Annotated in this window: 23 protein-coding genes and 1 tRNA gene; 17 read left to right on the top strand and 7 right to left on the bottom strand. The window is 61.7% G+C overall.

The window, feature by feature from the left end:
* Positions 1-219 precede the first annotated feature (219 nt).
* Genes DU505_RS17115 through DU505_RS22400 form a run of 3 tightly spaced genes read left to right on the top strand, consistent with a single transcriptional unit; the run spans position 220 to position 3997 of the window.
* Positions 220-3099, top strand: coding sequence for a phage tail tape measure protein (locus DU505_RS17115; RefSeq protein ID WP_114480198.1), 2880 nt, complete (start codon positions 220-222; stop codon positions 3097-3099).
* Positions 3096-3542: a hypothetical protein gene (locus DU505_RS17110; RefSeq protein WP_114480197.1), complete on the top strand. Its 447-nt coding sequence runs from the start codon at positions 3096-3098 to the stop codon at positions 3540-3542. The genes DU505_RS17115 and DU505_RS17110 overlap by 4 nt, the downstream gene beginning before the upstream one ends.
* Positions 3542-3997 (top strand): hypothetical protein, encoded by a 456-nt coding sequence (locus tag DU505_RS22400; RefSeq protein WP_147273093.1) that lies wholly within the window; start codon positions 3542-3544, stop codon positions 3995-3997. Before DU505_RS17110 ends, DU505_RS22400 begins: the two co-directional genes overlap by 1 nt.
* Positions 3998-4092: 95 nt before the next feature.
* Here DU505_RS22400 and DU505_RS17095 read toward each other — a convergent pair whose 3' ends face one another.
* Positions 4093-4347, bottom strand: a complete 255-nt coding sequence (locus DU505_RS17095; protein ID WP_114480194.1) for a hypothetical protein — start codon at positions 4345-4347, stop codon at positions 4093-4095.
* Positions 4348-4585: 238 nt separating this feature from the next.
* On the opposite strand from DU505_RS17095, the gene DU505_RS17090 reads away from it, so the two are divergent.
* From DU505_RS17090 to DU505_RS22620, 7 genes are all read left to right on the top strand, one after another.
* The gene (locus DU505_RS17090) at positions 4586-5092 is read left to right on the top strand and encodes a DUF1441 family protein (RefSeq protein ID WP_114480193.1); all 507 of its coding nucleotides are present in this window, start codon (positions 4586-4588) and stop codon (positions 5090-5092) included.
* Between the two features lie 35 nt (positions 5093-5127).
* A complete protein-coding gene (locus DU505_RS17085) occupies positions 5128-6201 on the top strand; it encodes a hypothetical protein (RefSeq protein ID WP_114480192.1) in 1074 nt (357 codons plus the stop codon).
* Positions 6202-6413: 212 nt separating this feature from the next.
* Positions 6414-7199, top strand: coding sequence for a hypothetical protein (locus DU505_RS17080; RefSeq protein ID WP_114480191.1), 786 nt, complete (start codon positions 6414-6416; stop codon positions 7197-7199).
* Between the two features lie 50 nt (positions 7200-7249).
* Positions 7250-7423, top strand: a complete 174-nt coding sequence (locus tag DU505_RS23140; RefSeq protein ID WP_422667057.1) for a terminase TerL endonuclease subunit — start codon at positions 7250-7252, stop codon at positions 7421-7423.
* The gene (locus DU505_RS17070; protein WP_114480189.1) at positions 7420-7773 is read left to right on the top strand and encodes a head-tail connector protein; all 354 of its coding nucleotides are present in this window, start codon (positions 7420-7422) and stop codon (positions 7771-7773) included. Before DU505_RS23140 ends, DU505_RS17070 begins: the two co-directional genes overlap by 4 nt.
* Entirely contained in the window at positions 7770-7976 is a 207-nt protein-coding gene (locus DU505_RS23135) for a phage head closure protein (protein WP_422667054.1), read from the top strand. Before DU505_RS17070 ends, DU505_RS23135 begins: the two co-directional genes overlap by 4 nt.
* Before the next feature lie 100 nt (positions 7977-8076).
* Positions 8077-8241 carry a hypothetical protein gene (locus DU505_RS22620; RefSeq protein ID WP_181872857.1) on the top strand — a complete coding sequence of 55 codons (165 nt, stop codon included), beginning with the start codon at positions 8077-8079 and terminating at the stop codon, positions 8239-8241.
* A gap of 146 nt (positions 8242-8387) precedes the next feature.
* Here DU505_RS22620 and DU505_RS17060 read toward each other — a convergent pair.
* Positions 8388-8477: transfer RNA gene (locus tag DU505_RS17060), tRNA-Ser, on the bottom strand.
* Positions 8478-8553: 76 nt separating this feature from the next.
* Between DU505_RS17060 and DU505_RS17055 the strand changes: the two genes are divergently transcribed.
* The 7 genes from DU505_RS17055 to DU505_RS17025 all read left to right on the top strand — a co-directional run bounded on the left by DU505_RS17055 (position 8554) and on the right by DU505_RS17025 (position 11970).
* Positions 8554-8988 carry an NUDIX hydrolase gene (locus DU505_RS17055; protein WP_181872856.1) on the top strand — a complete coding sequence of 145 codons (435 nt, stop codon included), beginning with the start codon at positions 8554-8556 and terminating at the stop codon, positions 8986-8988.
* Positions 8989-9109: 121 nt separating this feature from the next.
* Positions 9110-9778 carry a Bax inhibitor-1/YccA family protein gene (locus DU505_RS17050; protein WP_114480186.1) on the top strand — a complete coding sequence of 223 codons (669 nt, stop codon included), beginning with the start codon at positions 9110-9112 and terminating at the stop codon, positions 9776-9778.
* Positions 9779-9852: 74 nt separating this feature from the next.
* Positions 9853-10245, top strand: coding sequence for a sulfurtransferase complex subunit TusD (gene tusD, locus DU505_RS17045; protein ID WP_114480185.1), 393 nt, complete (start codon positions 9853-9855; stop codon positions 10243-10245).
* A 10-nt stretch (positions 10246-10255) separates the two neighbouring features.
* The gene (tusC, locus tag DU505_RS17040) at positions 10256-10633 is read left to right on the top strand and encodes a sulfurtransferase complex subunit TusC (RefSeq protein ID WP_114480184.1); all 378 of its coding nucleotides are present in this window, start codon (positions 10256-10258) and stop codon (positions 10631-10633) included.
* Between the two features lie 37 nt (positions 10634-10670).
* Entirely contained in the window at positions 10671-10961 is a 291-nt protein-coding gene (gene tusB / locus DU505_RS17035; RefSeq protein WP_114480183.1) for a sulfurtransferase complex subunit TusB, read from the top strand.
* Positions 10961-11314 carry a TusE/DsrC/DsvC family sulfur relay protein gene (locus tag DU505_RS17030; protein WP_114480182.1) on the top strand — a complete coding sequence of 118 codons (354 nt, stop codon included), beginning with the start codon at positions 10961-10963 and terminating at the stop codon, positions 11312-11314. The genes tusB and DU505_RS17030 overlap by 1 nt, the downstream gene beginning before the upstream one ends.
* A 59-nt stretch (positions 11315-11373) precedes the next feature.
* Entirely contained in the window at positions 11374-11970 is a 597-nt protein-coding gene (locus DU505_RS17025) for an acyl carrier protein phosphodiesterase (RefSeq protein WP_114480181.1), read from the top strand.
* Here DU505_RS17025 and DU505_RS17020 read toward each other — a convergent pair.
* The 5 genes from DU505_RS17020 to fdh3B all read right to left on the bottom strand — a co-directional run bounded on the left by DU505_RS17020 (position 11957) and on the right by fdh3B (position 15826).
* Positions 11957-13165 carry a molybdopterin molybdotransferase MoeA gene (locus DU505_RS17020; protein WP_114480180.1) on the bottom strand — a complete coding sequence of 403 codons (1209 nt, stop codon included), beginning with the start codon at positions 13163-13165 and terminating at the stop codon, positions 11957-11959. The two genes, DU505_RS17025 and DU505_RS17020, sit on opposite strands and share 14 nt — an antisense overlap.
* Positions 13158-13679: a molybdenum cofactor biosynthesis protein B gene (gene moaB, locus DU505_RS17015; RefSeq protein ID WP_114480179.1), complete on the bottom strand. Its 522-nt coding sequence runs from the start codon at positions 13677-13679 to the stop codon at positions 13158-13160. The genes DU505_RS17020 and moaB overlap by 8 nt, the downstream gene beginning before the upstream one ends.
* On the bottom strand, positions 13676-13999 hold the full coding sequence (locus DU505_RS17010; protein WP_114480178.1) for a DUF1244 domain-containing protein: 324 nt from the start codon (positions 13997-13999) through the stop codon (positions 13676-13678). Before DU505_RS17010 ends, moaB begins: the two co-directional genes overlap by 4 nt.
* Before the next feature lie 105 nt (positions 14000-14104).
* A complete protein-coding gene (locus tag DU505_RS17005; protein ID WP_114480177.1) occupies positions 14105-15163 on the bottom strand; it encodes a formate dehydrogenase subunit gamma in 1059 nt (352 codons plus the stop codon).
* 12 nt (positions 15164-15175) lie between these two features.
* Positions 15176-15826, bottom strand: coding sequence for a formate dehydrogenase FDH3 subunit beta (gene fdh3B / locus DU505_RS17000; protein WP_114480176.1), 651 nt, complete (start codon positions 15824-15826; stop codon positions 15176-15178).
* Positions 15827-15834 lie beyond the last annotated feature (8 nt).

The raw sequence follows: 15834 nt of genomic DNA, 5'->3' as shown, positions 1-15834 counted from the left end.
AGGGGTAGCCGCAACATCAAGCCGAGCAAAGCCGCTGTGGCCAGCTATTACCGGCTGTTGCAGGACAAGGCAGACACAGGCGACACCGCCGTTGCCGGCTGGCTCCTGCTCCTTAATGAACAGCGGCAGGACTCGGACCGGAGTTCGCCAGCATAGCCCAAGGCGACCATCCGGCGACTTCCCGCGCTGGTGGCGTGACACGAATAGAGAGATAGACCCATGGCAGATTTGGAAAAAAGCGTAGCGATAATCTTCGAAGGCGTGGATGCCATGGGTGCGGGCGTAACGTCAGTCACCAGGCAGCTCGACAACGTGGCCGGCAGCGTCCAGGGCGCCGCCCAGCCGCTGGCCGACTTCACCTTTGGGGTGCTGAAGGCACAGACCGCGCTGCTGGCAACCGGGGCCGCTGTGACCGGCCTTGCCGTGAAGGTATCCGGCGACTTCGACGCCAGCTTTCGAGAGATCACTACCCTGCTGGATGAGTCGGGCGACTCCCTGGACGGGCTGCGCTCGGGGATCCTCGATTATGCCACCGACAGCACGCAATCCATCGATACGATCACTGGCGCCTACTACAACTTGATTTCGGCCGGCAATGACACTGCCGAGTCTATGACCTTGCTGGGCGCTGCCGAGCAACTGGCAGTCGGCGGCAAGACGAACCTTGATACCGCCGCCAGGTCGCTGGCCGGCACGCTGAGTGCCTACGGCGCTGAAGCCAGCGAGGCGAGCGACTACACCGATACGCTCTTCGTGGCCATGGCCAACGGCATGACGACCATTGGAGAGCTGGCAAGCTCCCTGCCTAACATCACCGGCCTGGCCTCACAGCTGGGCGTGGATTTCGAAACCCTTTCCTCTGCCGTGTCGGCTCTGACTACCACCGGTCTATCGACCAGCCAGGCAGTAACGCAAGTCGGCGCCGCCTTGAATTCGATCATGGGCCCCTCGCAGCAAGCGCGGACGCTGGCGGAAGAGCTGGGCATCGAGTTCAACGCGACGGCTCTGCGAAGCATGGGCCTGGCCGACTTCATGGACATGCTTGCTGAGGCCACTGGCGGCAGCGAGGAACAGATGCGCATCCTGTTCGGTTCCTCCGAGGCAACCAAGGGCATGTTGTCGCTGATGGGGCCGGTGGCCGAGGCGTTTGCGGATGGCCTGGAGGACATGGAGAACAAGGCCGGCGCGACAGCCACCGCCTTCGAGAAGATGGCCGGCACCGTCGAACAAGGGTCTCAGAAGATCAAGAACGCGATGACCGTGGCGCTGATCAACCTGGGGGATCCGCTACTCGATTCGTTCGGGGGCATTCAGGAAGCCATTGCCGCCATCTTCAACGCCATCGGCATATCGCTGAACGATGGCCAGCTCAATCAGTTTGTCGAACAGCTCGAAAGCGTCTTTCAGGCGATGGAGGCCAAGCTACAGGCTGTCGCCGCCAACCTCCCCGAAGCCCTGGAGTCGGCCGACTGGAGCGGGTTCCTCAACGGTATCGAAGCGATCCGCGAAGCCATCGGCGGAATATTCAACAACGCTGACATCACCAGCGCCGAAGGCCTCGCATCGGTAATCCAGACCCTGGGCACCGGCTTCGAGATGCTGAGCCAATACACCGCCGGGACGATCACCGCCCTGGTGCCGTTCATCGAGCAGCTTGCCGACCTGGCTAGCTGGATCATGAAGATAGACCCCGAGTGGGTTGCTCTGCTGGGCAAGATTGGCGGGGGTGCCGTCGTCTTGACCACGGTGCTGAGCGTCTTCAGCAGCCTGCTGGGCATCATCAACGGCCTGGCCGGAGCCAAGGGCGCAATCCCGGTGATGACAGCCGCGACCGGCAAGCTGGTGGCTGTCATGGGCGCTACCGGCGCCGCTGGGCTTGTCGGGGCTGCCGGCCTGGCTGCCGGCGCCCTGGTCTACCTGACCGGGAAGGCAGTGGACTACGTGGTAGGCATCGGCGACATCGAGGAGGCACAGGGCAAGCTGCTGGATGCTGTCGATGAATCCGCCAAAGGCATGGTGGAGAACTACGACGACCTTTTCGATGCCATCGAGGACGGGACAGTCGTATGGGACCACGCCACCGCACAGTGGATCCGGTCCACCGGGGAGGTCAATACCGCACTGGGGGCAATGGCACGCGGAACAGACGAGGCCACCACCAGCACGCGGACCATTTCAGACGCTGCCGTAAAGGCCGCTCAATCCGTGGCAGGCACCGGCACTTCCATCATGGAGGGGGTCAACGCCTGGAACGAATGGCGTGCCGCCCTGGAGGCCGCGAACCGGCAGGCCGACCAGACCGCGCAGGCGCATTCGACCAATGCGGACACGCTCTGGAATTACATTCACGGCATCGAGGAATCTGCCGGCGCCTGGGAAAGGCTCAACGACAACTCCTACCAGGCCGTCGATAACAGCCGCCAGGTAGAGGAAGCCTTGGGCAAGGTACGCAGCCAGTTCGAGGCGGGAATGATCGATGAGGATGTCTATGACGCCATGGTGGCCACCCTCAATGACATGAAGGACGGCAGCGTCGAGGCGGCCAGCGGAATCAGCATCCTGGGTAGGGACATGGAGGAAGCCGGTAAGAAGGTTGACCTCACCACGGACCAGTTTTTCGAGCTCGAAAAGCAGATGAACGAGCTGGCCAGCAATGAGCGCATCAAGGCCATGGAGTTCACGGCCTCCATTAGCGTCGCGGAGATCGAGGCGGATGCTCGCAAGGTTGAGGCCATCCTCTCGGCAACCAGCGATGTCGTCACCGGCCTGGCCGAATCTTCCGCGAGCATGTGGGACACCCTGGCCGGCGGAGACCTGTCGATGAGCCAGCGGTGGGACCTTGAGGGCGCCATTCAGCAGCAGCTCGATATTCAGCGCGAAGCGGCGGACCAGCAAAAAAGGGTGATCGACGCACAGATCAGCAACCTTGAAGCCCGCACCCAGGCGCTACGGGATGGAGAAGGATTGATCAAAATCGAAAGCGACGGCCTGGAGCCGGCGCTGGAGATGATCATGTGGAACATCATCGAACGGGTGCAACTGCGGGCCAATGCCGAAGGTGCCGAGTTCCTCTTAGGGATTAACGGAGGCGCCGCATGATTGGCATCGACCCGACTCACTCGCCCGCCATGCGCGAGCTGCTGATAAAGATCGCCGGCAGCCGAATGGCCCTCAAGGAAGCCCGCAAGACACTGGGCCAGGTACGCGAAGCCTTCGCAGCACTGACCCGGCAGGTTCGACCCCTGGGTGATCCGGTAATAACCGAGGCGGGTGAAGCCTTGGCCACTGCCCTCAATGATAAGCGCCGTGTTCCGTTCCGGGAATTCACGGATGGGCTGGTAAGGCATGCACGACAAAATCCCCCGGGGGCTGTCGAGCGCGCCCGCCTGATGGGTCTCGTTGCTCAGGCCAACATCATCATGTTGAAGGCCCAGGAAGCTCGCCAATACGAGCTCCGCGCCATGGAGCGACTAAGCACCCTTACACGGGAAGCCGAGAACCTTTATGCGCTTGAGCGCAAGCAAGGGGGAGGGGTCCATTGATGCCGCCAACTCTATCCCGAGAACTTTGTGAGAAAGCCACCGCTGCCCGCCAGCGCCGTGACTACCATCACCGTCAGTTCAACCAAGCCCTCACCAGGCTGAAGACGCTCGGCACCCACTGCCCAGGCGTGAGCTGTCCGCGAGTCCAGGCAGCAGGCCTGGTGCTGGCAAAAGCCACCCGGAGGGAGGTGCATGCGCCATTCATGACCTTCGCCGATGCCATCCGTGAACACGCCCGCGACCTGCCGAAAAACAGCAGGGGGGATGGAGTGAAGCGCCTGGCGAACCGGGCCGTTGGCTACATGCGAGAGCTGGCCCACCACGTCGAGCGAGAGGCGGCTGCGCAGCGAGAATTACAGCTGTTCCAATACACGCTGGAAACTATCGAGGCGGGTATTGAGGAGGCCCAGGGTAACGGCGCCATTGAAGGTCCCGGCGACCGGTGGGCCAAGTGATGACCGTGCCAGCTTTGTTTCAGGGCCAGAGGCCATACGCCTGTGGAGCGTGGGCTGCCGGCAAATTGCCGATGGCTCCAGAGAAGTGGCGCGAGCTACTGATCACCCCGTTCAGCTGCCTTCTGGCGTTCATTCATTTCCGTGATTGCCTGGTGGACCTCCCTTTCTTGAGTCCCGGTAACCCAGCCGCTAAGAGTGGCCATGAAAAGCAACACCCCCGCGATGACATAGGCCCACCAAGGGCCGGCCCATTCGAGCCATATGCCGGTGGCCACTGGGATCAGGACGGCAGCAACAAAACACCAGCCAGCCGCTGTGCTCCCGTGTTCTTCAACTTTGTTCTGCGCCATGCGCTTGCCCTCAGCAATGTGTGGCTAGTCAGTGTAGCGCAACGTAACAAAACGCCGGGTCCTCCCTGGCGACCCTCCCCCGACCATGGGGACGTAGAGGCCCGGCGTTCGAGGGAATTTCGAGGTTTCAGGGCGCTCCACCACAGGTGCCTGAGAGCCGCACAGGGCGCCGCCTCTGGCCGTATCGAGGTGAGCATCACGCGCCGGCAGACCGGCCTGCTGATGTACAGGTGCTGCCATGGGTGAAGTCGTCAGCCGAGAGCGTGCCTATGAGTGGTCAATCAACCGCATTGCCGAGGCCATCGGCCGCGACCGTCGCACCGTGGCAAAGGTGATTCGAGAGGCAGCTGTATCGCCTTGCGGCACGCGACACGGCAACCCGGTTTACCGCCTGGCTGATGTCGTGGAGGCCATGACCGCCCGCCAGTCCGAGAACACCGGAGCGGCAGACGTTGGTGACTTTCAACCGCAAGACCGGAAGGCGTGGTTCCAGAGTGAGAACGAGCGCGTAAAGCTGGAGCGCGAACTGCGAAATCTGGTGCCAGTGGAAGAGGCACAACGGGAAATGAGCATCCTGGCCAAGGCCATGGCAAGTGGCCTCGATTCATTGGCCGACATGCTTGAGCGGGATGCAGGGTTACCCCCGGAGGCGATTGAGCAAGTCGAGCGCATCACCGACGCGCTACGTGAACAGATGTACCGGGCCATTGTGGCCGACGAAGACGAAGGCGCCGCCAGGGCGTGACAAGAACCACCACACCGCAAAACCGAGGAGGCAACATGGCCACCCCAACCAAGAGCAAGATCACTACCCGCACCTTCGCAAGCTGGGGGGAGTGGTTCGAGTCCCTGAAGGCGAAGCAGACAGAACTCGCTGAAGTGACCGGCATCGGCAAAGTACAGGATGAGGTGAAGCGCGCCCGCAATGGCCTGGAGCACGCCATCCGATCCGCCAACGGTAGTGGCGCCATGCCTCTGCGTGCGTACCACTACACCATCCAGGGCGATGAAACCCACGAAGACATGGCTGCTGAGGCAAAGCGCCTCGCTGACATTCTGAGTCAGATCCTCCGGGCAAATGATCGCCACGCTAATCCCGAGCGCGACCAGTTCGCACGCGCCACGTTGAGCGCTATCAGTGGCCACCTGCAAGCCCTCAATGAGGCAACCACCGACCTCGAACACCTGACTGCCCAGCGTGAAGCCGTGCTAGCTGAGCTGGAAGCCATCGAGGGAAAGGCGCCGAAGGCCAGTGCCTCCACGCTTGGCGATATGCGCAAGGAGGTTAAAAACGCCGAGGGTGAGCGCGACCGCATCGACACCACCCTGCGGAACATGGACAGCGATGAAGGCCCTTTGCAACTGTGCCAGGATGCCGAGCGTGCTGCGATGGAACGCCTTGAGGAAGCCGAAGCGCTGGCTGCACTGGGCGAGGCAGGAAGCGAGGAGGTGAAGGCCGCGAAGGTGACGGCAACAAAGGCCGCCGAGGCGCTGGCGAAGGAACAGGCACTACACCGCGAGATGACCGCCGCTCGCCGAGGGCTGGAGCGCAAGCTGGAAGGTGCAAATCAGACCCTGGCCTCCGTGCGGAGCGTTTACCACACCGCCCTGGACCGGGTACGGCAAGCCGACCTCGCCGCCCGCGAGAGCGCCCTAGTGGAGAAGATCGAGGCCATGCGCGATGACCTGGCCGACCTTGATCGCATCTATGCGGACTTGGAGGAGGCGAACCCGGAAGCCAGCTATGGCCGCGCCCGACTGACGGCGACAATGCCATACCTTCACCACCACCCGCGCCGCGACCTGTTCAACAGCAATGGTCTCGAAGTGACAGCCGCTGGCATCGAGGAGTGATCCTATGATAGCCATTCAAAGATTTCCGCCCGGCAACGGGTGACATGATCGGTGGGGCTAGCGGGCATTTACTCCTCTCGATGCCCGCATCCTTGGGGCCCTTTCTGGGCCCCTTTTTTGCGCCTGTCACATGAATCGTTGGCGCGCCGATAGCACATAGCTGACTGCCTGGTGCTAGGTTGAAGGCATCACCTGCCTGGAGTTCTAGAACTATGGACTGGAGCTACTTTCGCAAGGAGCCCGATGCCTTTTCTCTGAAACGCCTGCCTGCCGTCACCAAGCCGGTGCGCATTAAGGATGTAACCGACCTTGATGACTATCGATCCGATTTCCGCAATCTTTCATTTTCAGAAGGGGTCGACTGGTATCAGCGTTGGATCGATTTCTATGAAATTGAGACTGACACTTTCGATGAGGCTGCTGATCGCGCCTCAGCGCCATTTCTGGCAGAAATGGCCCCATTCAAGGGTCATATGGAGGAAGCGGCGTGGCTGATGGAGGACTCGGAGCCTATCGAGCTTGGCCTGTCAGCGCCGGCTATCAAGAAAGCAGAAGCGTCAGGACTCATCACCGGTGATGCTGATAACGGCTACCAAGCGGGTCCAGAAATGGCGAGTGCGTTCACAAAACTGATTCAGCGGATGATGGATGGGGTGCATGAGTCAATCCGTGACATGCCGGAGCCATACCAGGAAACCGTATGGCATGAGCTAGTAATGTGGGATGGCCTGCCAGGGCCGCTCGGTCGTCAAGCGATCAGGGAATATGGCGGCTCTATTGGGCAGCGTGTCGCGGAAAAGGCTCAAGCAGAGGCGGATAGCCATGCGCCAGGCAGCAAGCGTGGTGATCCTTCATCACCGGTGAATGGCTTCAATAAAACCGGCTCGCCTGGCGTTACGAGACAGCCAACAGCCGCCAAGCCTACCATCCCGTTGTACAGGCGGCCGGGAGCATGGGGTTTTGTCGCCATTCTGATTTGGTGGTTTTTCCTGAGATAGGCAAAGTTGAATCTTCGGCACCCTTACCCTGACGATCCGGCAACAGCACCCTGACCTGGATGGCATCGAACGTCACGGTAGAAACCGACGCTGCCGGGAACGTGAAGCCGAGCAAGAAGAAATCGACCGAGAAGATAGACGGCATCGTCAGTTCAATTATGGCCATTGGTAGGGCGATGGTGACCAGTGGCCGACCAATAGAAACCGAGGTGGTTTTCGTATGACCACGACCCTAGCCGAAGCCAAGGCGCATTTGCGCGTCATGCACGACCAAGACGACCAGTTCATCGAGCACCTGATAGAAGCCGCAGAGGGGCACGCAGCGGCCATCCTAGGTGATGACATGCCCAACCCTATGCCCGCGGCTATCCACGCCGCTGTGATGCTGCTGGTGTCCGATCTGTACGAGAACCGGGAACGCCATTTCGACCGCACCCACTACGAGAACACCACGTGTCAGATGCTGCTGGCCCCGTTCCGTCCGCTGAGGTGCTGTGATGCGAGCCGGACAACTACGCCCCCCCCATCGACATCGAGGCGTTTACGCAGACCCAAGACCCGAACACCGGCTTGATTACCGAAGAGTGGGCAGTGATTGCCCAAGACTGGGCAAGCATCGTTGGCGTCAGTGGCCGCGAGTTCATCGCCACCAGTGCTGAGCAGTCAGAGACAACCTACCGCGTCACGATGCGTTACCGCCCCGACCTGGATACGAGTATGCGCTGGTGTCTGCCGGCATCCGCGCCGTACTGCCCGACAACCGCCGCACGACGCTAACGCTGAAGTGTGAAGCGTTAGGCTAATCCCGTAGAAACTAATTTAATTTAAATGGTAGATTGCTCGGGCAGCATCAAGACAAACTTAATAAGGAAAATCTATGAAATATTTGTTTGTGATAGCCTTTCTTGCAGTTTTTTCCTCATTCGCGCTGGCCCAAGAAATTACTAGCACAGCAGGCGGCGGTACGGTTACATCCGGGAGCGGTGGAACCAGTATCACCAGCACAGCAGGCGGCGGTACGATTACATCGACTTTTGATTAATCTAGTCTAGATAGGGTGTGCTCCTAACCATTGCGTTAGGGGCATTTTTTGTCCAGAAAACAAAAAACCCACCATTTTTTCAATGATGGGTATTTTGTTGGGTCGGCTAGCAAATAAGAGCTAACTAACTGATTTGTAAGGCGAGGTGGCGGAGGGACAGGGATTCGAACCCTGGGTAGGTTTGACCCTACGCCGGTTTTCAAGACCGGTGCATTCAACCGCTCTGCCATCCCTCCGGCTCACGGGGGCGAATATTACCAGTTATCCTCATGAGGTCAAGGGGTTCCACTGCATCGACTTGAGGAAATGAGGATGGCGAAGCCACGAAGCAGGGCAATCGATATGCCGCGCGTGGCGGTTTCCGCGGCATTGCTGCATGAGGGTCGGGTGCTGATGGTCCGGCGCAGGCGTCCACCCAATGCCCGCATGCTGGCCCTGCCGGGAGGGAGGGTCGAACCAGGCGAAGCGCTGCTGACTGCTGCAATTCGTGAGCTCTGGGAGGAGACTGCTATCGAGGCCGAGCCCCTAGATGTGTTGACTGCGGTTGAAGATAGGCAGTACGACGCCGTTGGCAGGCTGCTGAGCCACTATGTCATTGTGGTGGTACGATGCCGCTGGATTGGTGGAACGGGAGTGGCCGGCAACGATGCCAGTGAAATCCACTGGTTGGATGCAGGTGAGGTGAGCGATGACGCAACGATCTGCGCCAGTACCCGAAAGATCGCGAATCAGCTGCTTGTCGGCTAAAATTCTGCGATGATGGTGCGTTGAGGCTTTCAGAACTAAGGGGTTGCGTCGGGAACCAACCGGCGGCATTCTTTGTCCACTGCCGAGATCACTCAGATCAACTACAGGGAGCTCTGGATCAATGGCCTATAATGAAACGCATGTGGCACAGCATTCGTCACAGGTACTCAGTACCAACAAGGTGCTGCGCAACACCTACGGCCTGCTGGCCATGACTCTGCTGTTCTCCGCTGTGACTGCTGGCGTCGCCATGACCATGGGCGTCGAGCGGATGAATATCTTTGTATTCTTCATCGGCGCATACGGCCTGATGTTCCTGGTGCACAAGACAGCGAACTCAGCCGCCGGCCTTTTGGCCACCTTCGCCTTCACTGGCTTCATGGGCTTTACACTCGGTCCGATCCTCAGCGCCTACCTGGCCCTCCCCAATGGTGCCGCGCTGATCATGAATGCGCTGGCCATGACCGGCCTGACCTTCATTGGTCTGTCTGCCGTTGCGCTGATTACCAAGAAGGATTTCAGCTTTCTTGCCAATTTCCTGATGGCTGGCGCCATCGTGCTGATCCTGGCCATGGTGGCGGGCCTGATCTTCCAGATCCCGACACTGATGCTGATGGTGTCGGCCGGTTTCGTGCTGTTCGCATCTGCGGCGATCCTCTACCAGACCAGTGAGATCGTGCACCGTGCCGGGGAAACCAACTATATCCTCGCGACCATCACCCTCTACGTCTCGATCTACAATCTCTTCGTCAGCCTCCTCGCACTGCTCGGCATCATGAGCAACGACTGACGTCAGGTTCGACAGTGCAATCCGCAGGCCCCGCTCAGGCGGGGCCTGCTCGTTTGATAGGGCAGGAACCGCTCATGCGCTACGCATTGCTCGTTCAGGGCGCACCCTATAGCAGCCAGGCCTCGCATTCCGCGCTGCGCTTCTCCGAGGCCCTGCTGGCCCGGGGGAATCGCCTGGTGTGCGTCTTCTTCTATCATGATGGTGTCTATAATGCCGCACGGCTGGCAGCACCGCCTCAGGATGAGCCCCATCTGGTTGACGCCTGGGTGAGACTGAACGAGAAGCACGGCACCCAGCTTCAGGTCTGCATCGCCGCTGCTCTACGCCGCGGGTTGCTCGATGAGCGCGAAGCCTCCCGCCACGGCAAGTCGGGCCATAGCGTCGAACCCCCTTTCGAACTGACGGGTCTGGGCCAGCTGATTGACCTGGGGCTAGGCGTTGATCGCCTGGTGACCTTTGCGCCCTGAGGAGGATGTGATGCAAGCAGAGACCGTTCTTAACGGAGATGTGCTGGTCATACTGCGCCATCCACCCCACGGCAGCAGTTGGCTGCGTGAGGGCCTCGATGCCGCCCTGGTGGCGGCGGCCTTCGGGCAGACCGTGAGCCTGCTGTTCCAGGGCGACGGGGTGCTGGGGCTGCTCCAGGGGCAGGGGCCTGGCCCCCTGGGACAGAAGGGCAGCTCCGCCACGCTGGATATGCTGGCGATGTACGATATCGAGTCGCTGTTCCTGGACGCGAGGTCACTCGCCCGCCTGGGCTTATCTACCGAATCGCTGCAGCTGCCGGCGAGTCCTCTCGAGCCGCCATCGATAGCGGAACTCATAGCCGGGCACCGGCTGGTTCTGACATTTTGACGCCATCGGTGACACGACGATAATCGCGAGGCCGATCATGATCCTGCACATTCTCAATCGTTCCCCCAGCTCGAGCCTGGTCTACCGTGACGCCCTTGCCGGCATGGGCCCGGAAGATCGTCTGTTGCTGGTCGAAGATGGCGTACAGGGCGCGCTGCCGTCCCAGGTTCGTCATTTCGAGGTAGTTGGCGATCGGCTATTCGCCCTGCGTGAGGACCTGGTGGCCCATGGACTGGATGGCCACTGCGATGCCAGTGTCCAGGTGGTGGATGTCGACGGCTTTGTGGCGCTTACCGAAGAAGCCGACAAGACAGTGAGCTGGTTCTGATGGCTTCGACGGAAATCCACCGTTATCTACGGGTGGGAGCCCAGCGTATTGCCCTCGATCCGGAGGGCTATCTGATAGAACTCAACGACTGGACACCGTCTGTGGCCAGCGCCATGGCGGCCGAGGAAGGGCGCGAGCTGACCGATGAGCACTGGGAGATCATCATGGTACTGCGCGACTTCTATGCTCGCTACGAGGCCTCGCCGGCCATGCGGCCGCTGGTCAAGGCCGTGGGGCAGACGCTGGGAAGCGAGAAGGGGCGTTCGCTTCACCTCATGCGTCTCTTTCCGGAAAGCCCCGCCAAGGTGGCAGCGCGACTGGCAGGGCTGCCGAAGCCTGCGAACTGTCTCTGATGAAGGAGTTTTCCATGAAGGTCTTGCCATGAAAGCGCAATCTCGATGAGGCGTTCCGCGTGAACTTTCTGGCCCATGGCTGGCTGGCCCGTGGTGGCAGCGACGAATTTCTCTACGGCAACCTGATTGCCGACGGCGTCAAGGGCAGTGACTTCTCGGCCTGGACCGCCGAGGTCGCCAGCGGTATCCGGCACCATCGACGGGTCGATGCCTTCGTCGATAGCCATCCGGTGATTCATTCGGCACGAAGCAGGGCGCCGCAGACGCTTCGCCGTTATACCGGTATCGCCCTGGACCTGATGTGGGATCACTTCGTTGCGCGCCAGTTGCAACTCGACGTCGTCGAATCCCGCGTGGTCTTACGCTGCTACCGAGTGCTGGAGCAGCGTCCTGCCCCCGCCCGCCTGGCTCTAATGATGCCGGTACTGGTGGAGCAGGACTGGCTACATCGCTACGCCGACTTCGACTTCACCTGCCGGGCGGTGCGCGGTATCGGTCAGCGGCTTTCGGGCCCCAACCGCCTGGCGGAACTGGTGCCCTGGCTGGAAGCGGACTACGCCAACCTCGAGACCGATTTCCGGAGGCTGTGGCCCACAGTGACCGACGAACTCGAGATCGCCGATACCCGCAAGGGCCCGTCGCTCAATCGACCCTGAGCCACAGGCAGTCAACGGCGTCGCCGGGTACGATGTGCGACTGCTCGGGTATCACGGCCAGTGCATCGGCGCCGACGCAGGAAGAGAGCACGCCGGAGTTCTGGTCGCGAAACGCGCTTGCCACGATCCCTTGCTCAGCGAACTCGAGGGCCACGCGCATATAGTGGCGACGAGGGCCGGTGTCGGTGGCGAAGTCGGCACGGGCGCGGAGCGTCGGCAGCTCGGCAAGGGCAGGGCAGCCAAGCAACGCGCCCATCAGTGGGCGAAGGAACAGCCAGGCACCGACGAAGCACGACACGGGATTGCCCGGCAGGCCGACGAAGCGCACTGGCCTGCCGTCTTTGCCGGGCAGGCGCCCCAGTGCGAGCGGCTTGCCGGGCCGTATGGCCAGGCGCCAGAGGTCGAGCCGACCGATGGATTCCAGTGCCGCGCGGACGTGGTCCTCCTCACCCACACTCACCCCCCCCGTGGAGATCACGACATCCGCTTCCTGGGCGGCCCGGCTGAGGGTGGTACGGGTGCCTTCCGGGTCGTCGGGCACCGAGGCGACCAGCACCACCTCGGCGCCGAAGCGTTCCAGCAACTGCCTGAGCATGGGGCGATTGGAGTTGTAGATCTGTCCCGGGGCCAGGGGCTGGCCTGGATCGACGATCTCGTCACCGGTGGAGAGCAGGGCGACACGGGGGCGACGGCGCACAGCCACCTTGGTGATCCCCTGTCCGGCAAGATGGCCTAATGCGGCGGCATCGAGGCGTACGCCGGCATCGAGCAGTGGAGCCCCCGCCCGTACGTCACGGCCCCGGCGGCGCACGTTGTCACCGGCCGGGATATCCGCGGGAATGACCGCCAGGTCATCCTTCTTCTCGACGCGCTCCTGCATCACCACGCAATCCGCCCCGGGCGGCAGTTCGCCGCCGGTGAAGATCCGTGCGCAGCTCGCCGGTGACAGCGGCTGGACGGCACTCCCCGCGGCGACACGCTGCGTGATCGTCAGTGTCTTTCCCGCATCGCCGTGATGCAGGGCATAGCCGTCCATGGCGCTATTGTCGAAGGGTGGCACGTCGAGTCGAGCCAGCACCGGATCGGACAGCACCCGTCCTGCGGCTTGGCTGCAGCTTACGATCTCCGTCGGTAGCGGGGTGACATCCTCGAGTAGCGTAGCGAGTGCTGCCTCGATGGGTTGAAGCTCAGCCATGTTGACCCCGGCCGGGTATGACCAGGTTCGCGAAGTTGCAAGGCTTGTGACGGCTGTCGAGCTGCTCTGCCAGCAGGCCATCCCAGGCGGTGCGGCAGGCGCCGCTGGAGCCGGGCAGGCAGAAGATCACGGTGGCATTGGCCAGGCCGCCCAGGCAGCGGCTCTGGATCGTCGAGCTGCCGACGTCGTCAAAGGAGAGCTGGCGGAACTGTTCGCCGAAGCCTTCGATGCGCTTGTCCAGCAGCACCGACACGGCTTCAGGCGTCGAATCGCGACCGGTGAACCCGGTGCCACCGGTGGTCAGGATGACCTGAATATCCGGGTCGGCAATCCACTCGGAGACGACGGCACGGATACGGTAGATGTCATCGATCACGATCCGACGCTCGGCGAGCCGATGCCCTGCCAGCTCCAGGCGCTCGGCCAGCAGGGCGCCGCTGCGATCGGTATTCAGGTCCCGGGTATCGGAGATGGTCAGTACCGCTATCGTCAGCGGTATCATCGATTCGTTCATGACCCTTTCTGCTCCCGTTTACGGGCCTGTTGGGCCTCGAAGGCGGCCATCTGTTCCGGCGTGGCCTTCTGCTGGTAGTTGGCTTTCCACTCGTCGTAGGGCATGCCGTAGACATATTCCCGGGCCGTTTCATAGTCGAGATCGGCACCACGCTGCTCGGCCGCCGACACCAGCCACTTGGAGAGGCAGTTGCGGCAGAAGTCGGCCAGAATCATCAGGTCGATGTTCTGCACCTCCTTGTGTTCGTCGAGGTGTTCCAGCAGGCGGCGGAATGCCGCGGCTTCCAGTTCGGTACGGGTGGCATCGTCGAGATGCTGCATGGCGTGTCTCCCTGCCGGTCATGAAGGTTGTGAGGCGTGTTGCCAGCATAACAAAAGACACCGCCCGAAGGCGGTGTCGATAAGGCAGTGTATCAACGAGGCTGATCAGGAACGAGTGGCGGCCTCCTCGCTGTCGTCGGGCGGCGGACGGCCGACCGAGAGCTCTTGTTCTGGGACCGCCTGATCCTTCACCTCCTCGTACCAGAGGTTGTGGTGGTCCTTGGCCCAGGTCTCGTCCACGTAGCCGGTGGTCATGCCCTCCAGCGAGCCTTCCGAGCCGATGGTGCCGATGTAGATATGGCCCACGGCCACGGCGGTCAGCCCCAGCGCCCCCACCGCGTGTAGGATGTTGGCCCACTGCATGGTGTCTCGGCCCTGGCCGTAGTTGGGGAAGTCGAGCACGAAACCGCTGACAACCACCACCAGGCCCACCGTGGCGAGCAGCCAGAACCACGCCTTCTCGCCGCCGTTGGCGAAGCCGGCATCGACATGTGCCTTGCCGACCATGCCGCCTCCCTTCTTGAACCACTCAAGGTCGTGCTTCTTGGGCCAGTTGTGCTTGAGCACACGCGCCAGGAGCACGATCAGCAGGATGCCGAACAGCGGCCCCAGGTAGTTGTGGGAGACCTTCGAGGCGGAGATCATCGCACCCCACACGGCATCCCCGAACAACGGCCGGAAGACGAACTTGCCATACAGCAGGTTGAGCCCTGTGAGCGCCAGGACGATAAACAGCGTGGCTACGGTCCAGTGGATCGAGCGTACGAGCAGTGGCCAGCGCAGCAGCTTGCGTCCCGTGCGCGGGCCACTGAGGTCCTTGCGGCCGATGATCAGGTAAAAGAGCGCGATCACCACGATCATGCCGCCAATGGCGATCAGGCCGAAGGGCGAGACCCAGCGGTTGCGTAATTGTCGCCAGTTCTCCCCGCTGGCATTGACCAGGTTGTAGGTGGAGTCTGCCCGGCTGTCGCGGAAGTTGGGCCCGATCTCTCCGCTGCGCACCTGGCGCCAGGTGTCGGCGTCCAATGCCGGCACTGCCAAGCTCGCTTCGCGATCGGGATCAGCCTGTGCTGGAACGGCTTGCGAAAACGCCAGCCCGACCGCGAACAGGAGGGTAAGCAGTGGCAATCGCCATAGCAACCGCCGGTCAATGAAGTAGCTCATGACATCCCCTCCTCAGCTCTGGCGGGCTGCGTCGTAGGCCAGCGAGTCGGCCGCGGACAGGTCGTCGCCCTGGCCAGTGCGCGTCCGCTCACGACGCTGGTTGCCCGACCAGCCGCCGTCGGGATGGCCGCGCTGCACGACGCGCTGTCGGAAGATGTCCGCCACCGTCTGGGCATCGCCGGCTAGCAGCGCCTTGGTGGAGCACATCTCGGCACACAGCGGCAGCTTGCCCTCGGCGATGCGGTTGGCGCCGTATTTCTCGTACTCCTCTTCCTTGGAGTCGGCGGGGCCGCCGGCGCAGAAGGTGCACTTGTCCATCTTGCCTCGCTCGCCGAAGGCGTTCTGCTTCGGAAACTGCGGGGCCCCGAAGGGGCACGCGTAGAGGCAGTAGCCGCAGCCGATACAGAGATCCTTGTCGTGGAGTACGATACCGTCATCGGTCTTGTAGAAGCAGTCGGTGGGACAGACGGCCATGCATGGGGCATCGTCGCAGTGCATGCAGGCCACCGAGATCGACACCTCGCCGGGTTCGCCATCATCGAGGGTCACCACGCGGCGGCGCTGGATGCCCCACTCGACATCGTTGGCGTTCTTGCAGGCGGTAACGCAGCCGTTGCACTCAATGCAGCGTTCCGCGTCGCACATGAATTTCATCTGGGCCATGGGAATCT

The organism is Billgrantia montanilacus (assembly GCF_003336675.1).
Classification (GTDB): Bacteria; Pseudomonadota; Gammaproteobacteria; order Pseudomonadales; family Halomonadaceae; genus Halomonas; species Halomonas montanilacus.
This window is presented reverse-complemented; position numbering and strand designations above follow the sequence as displayed.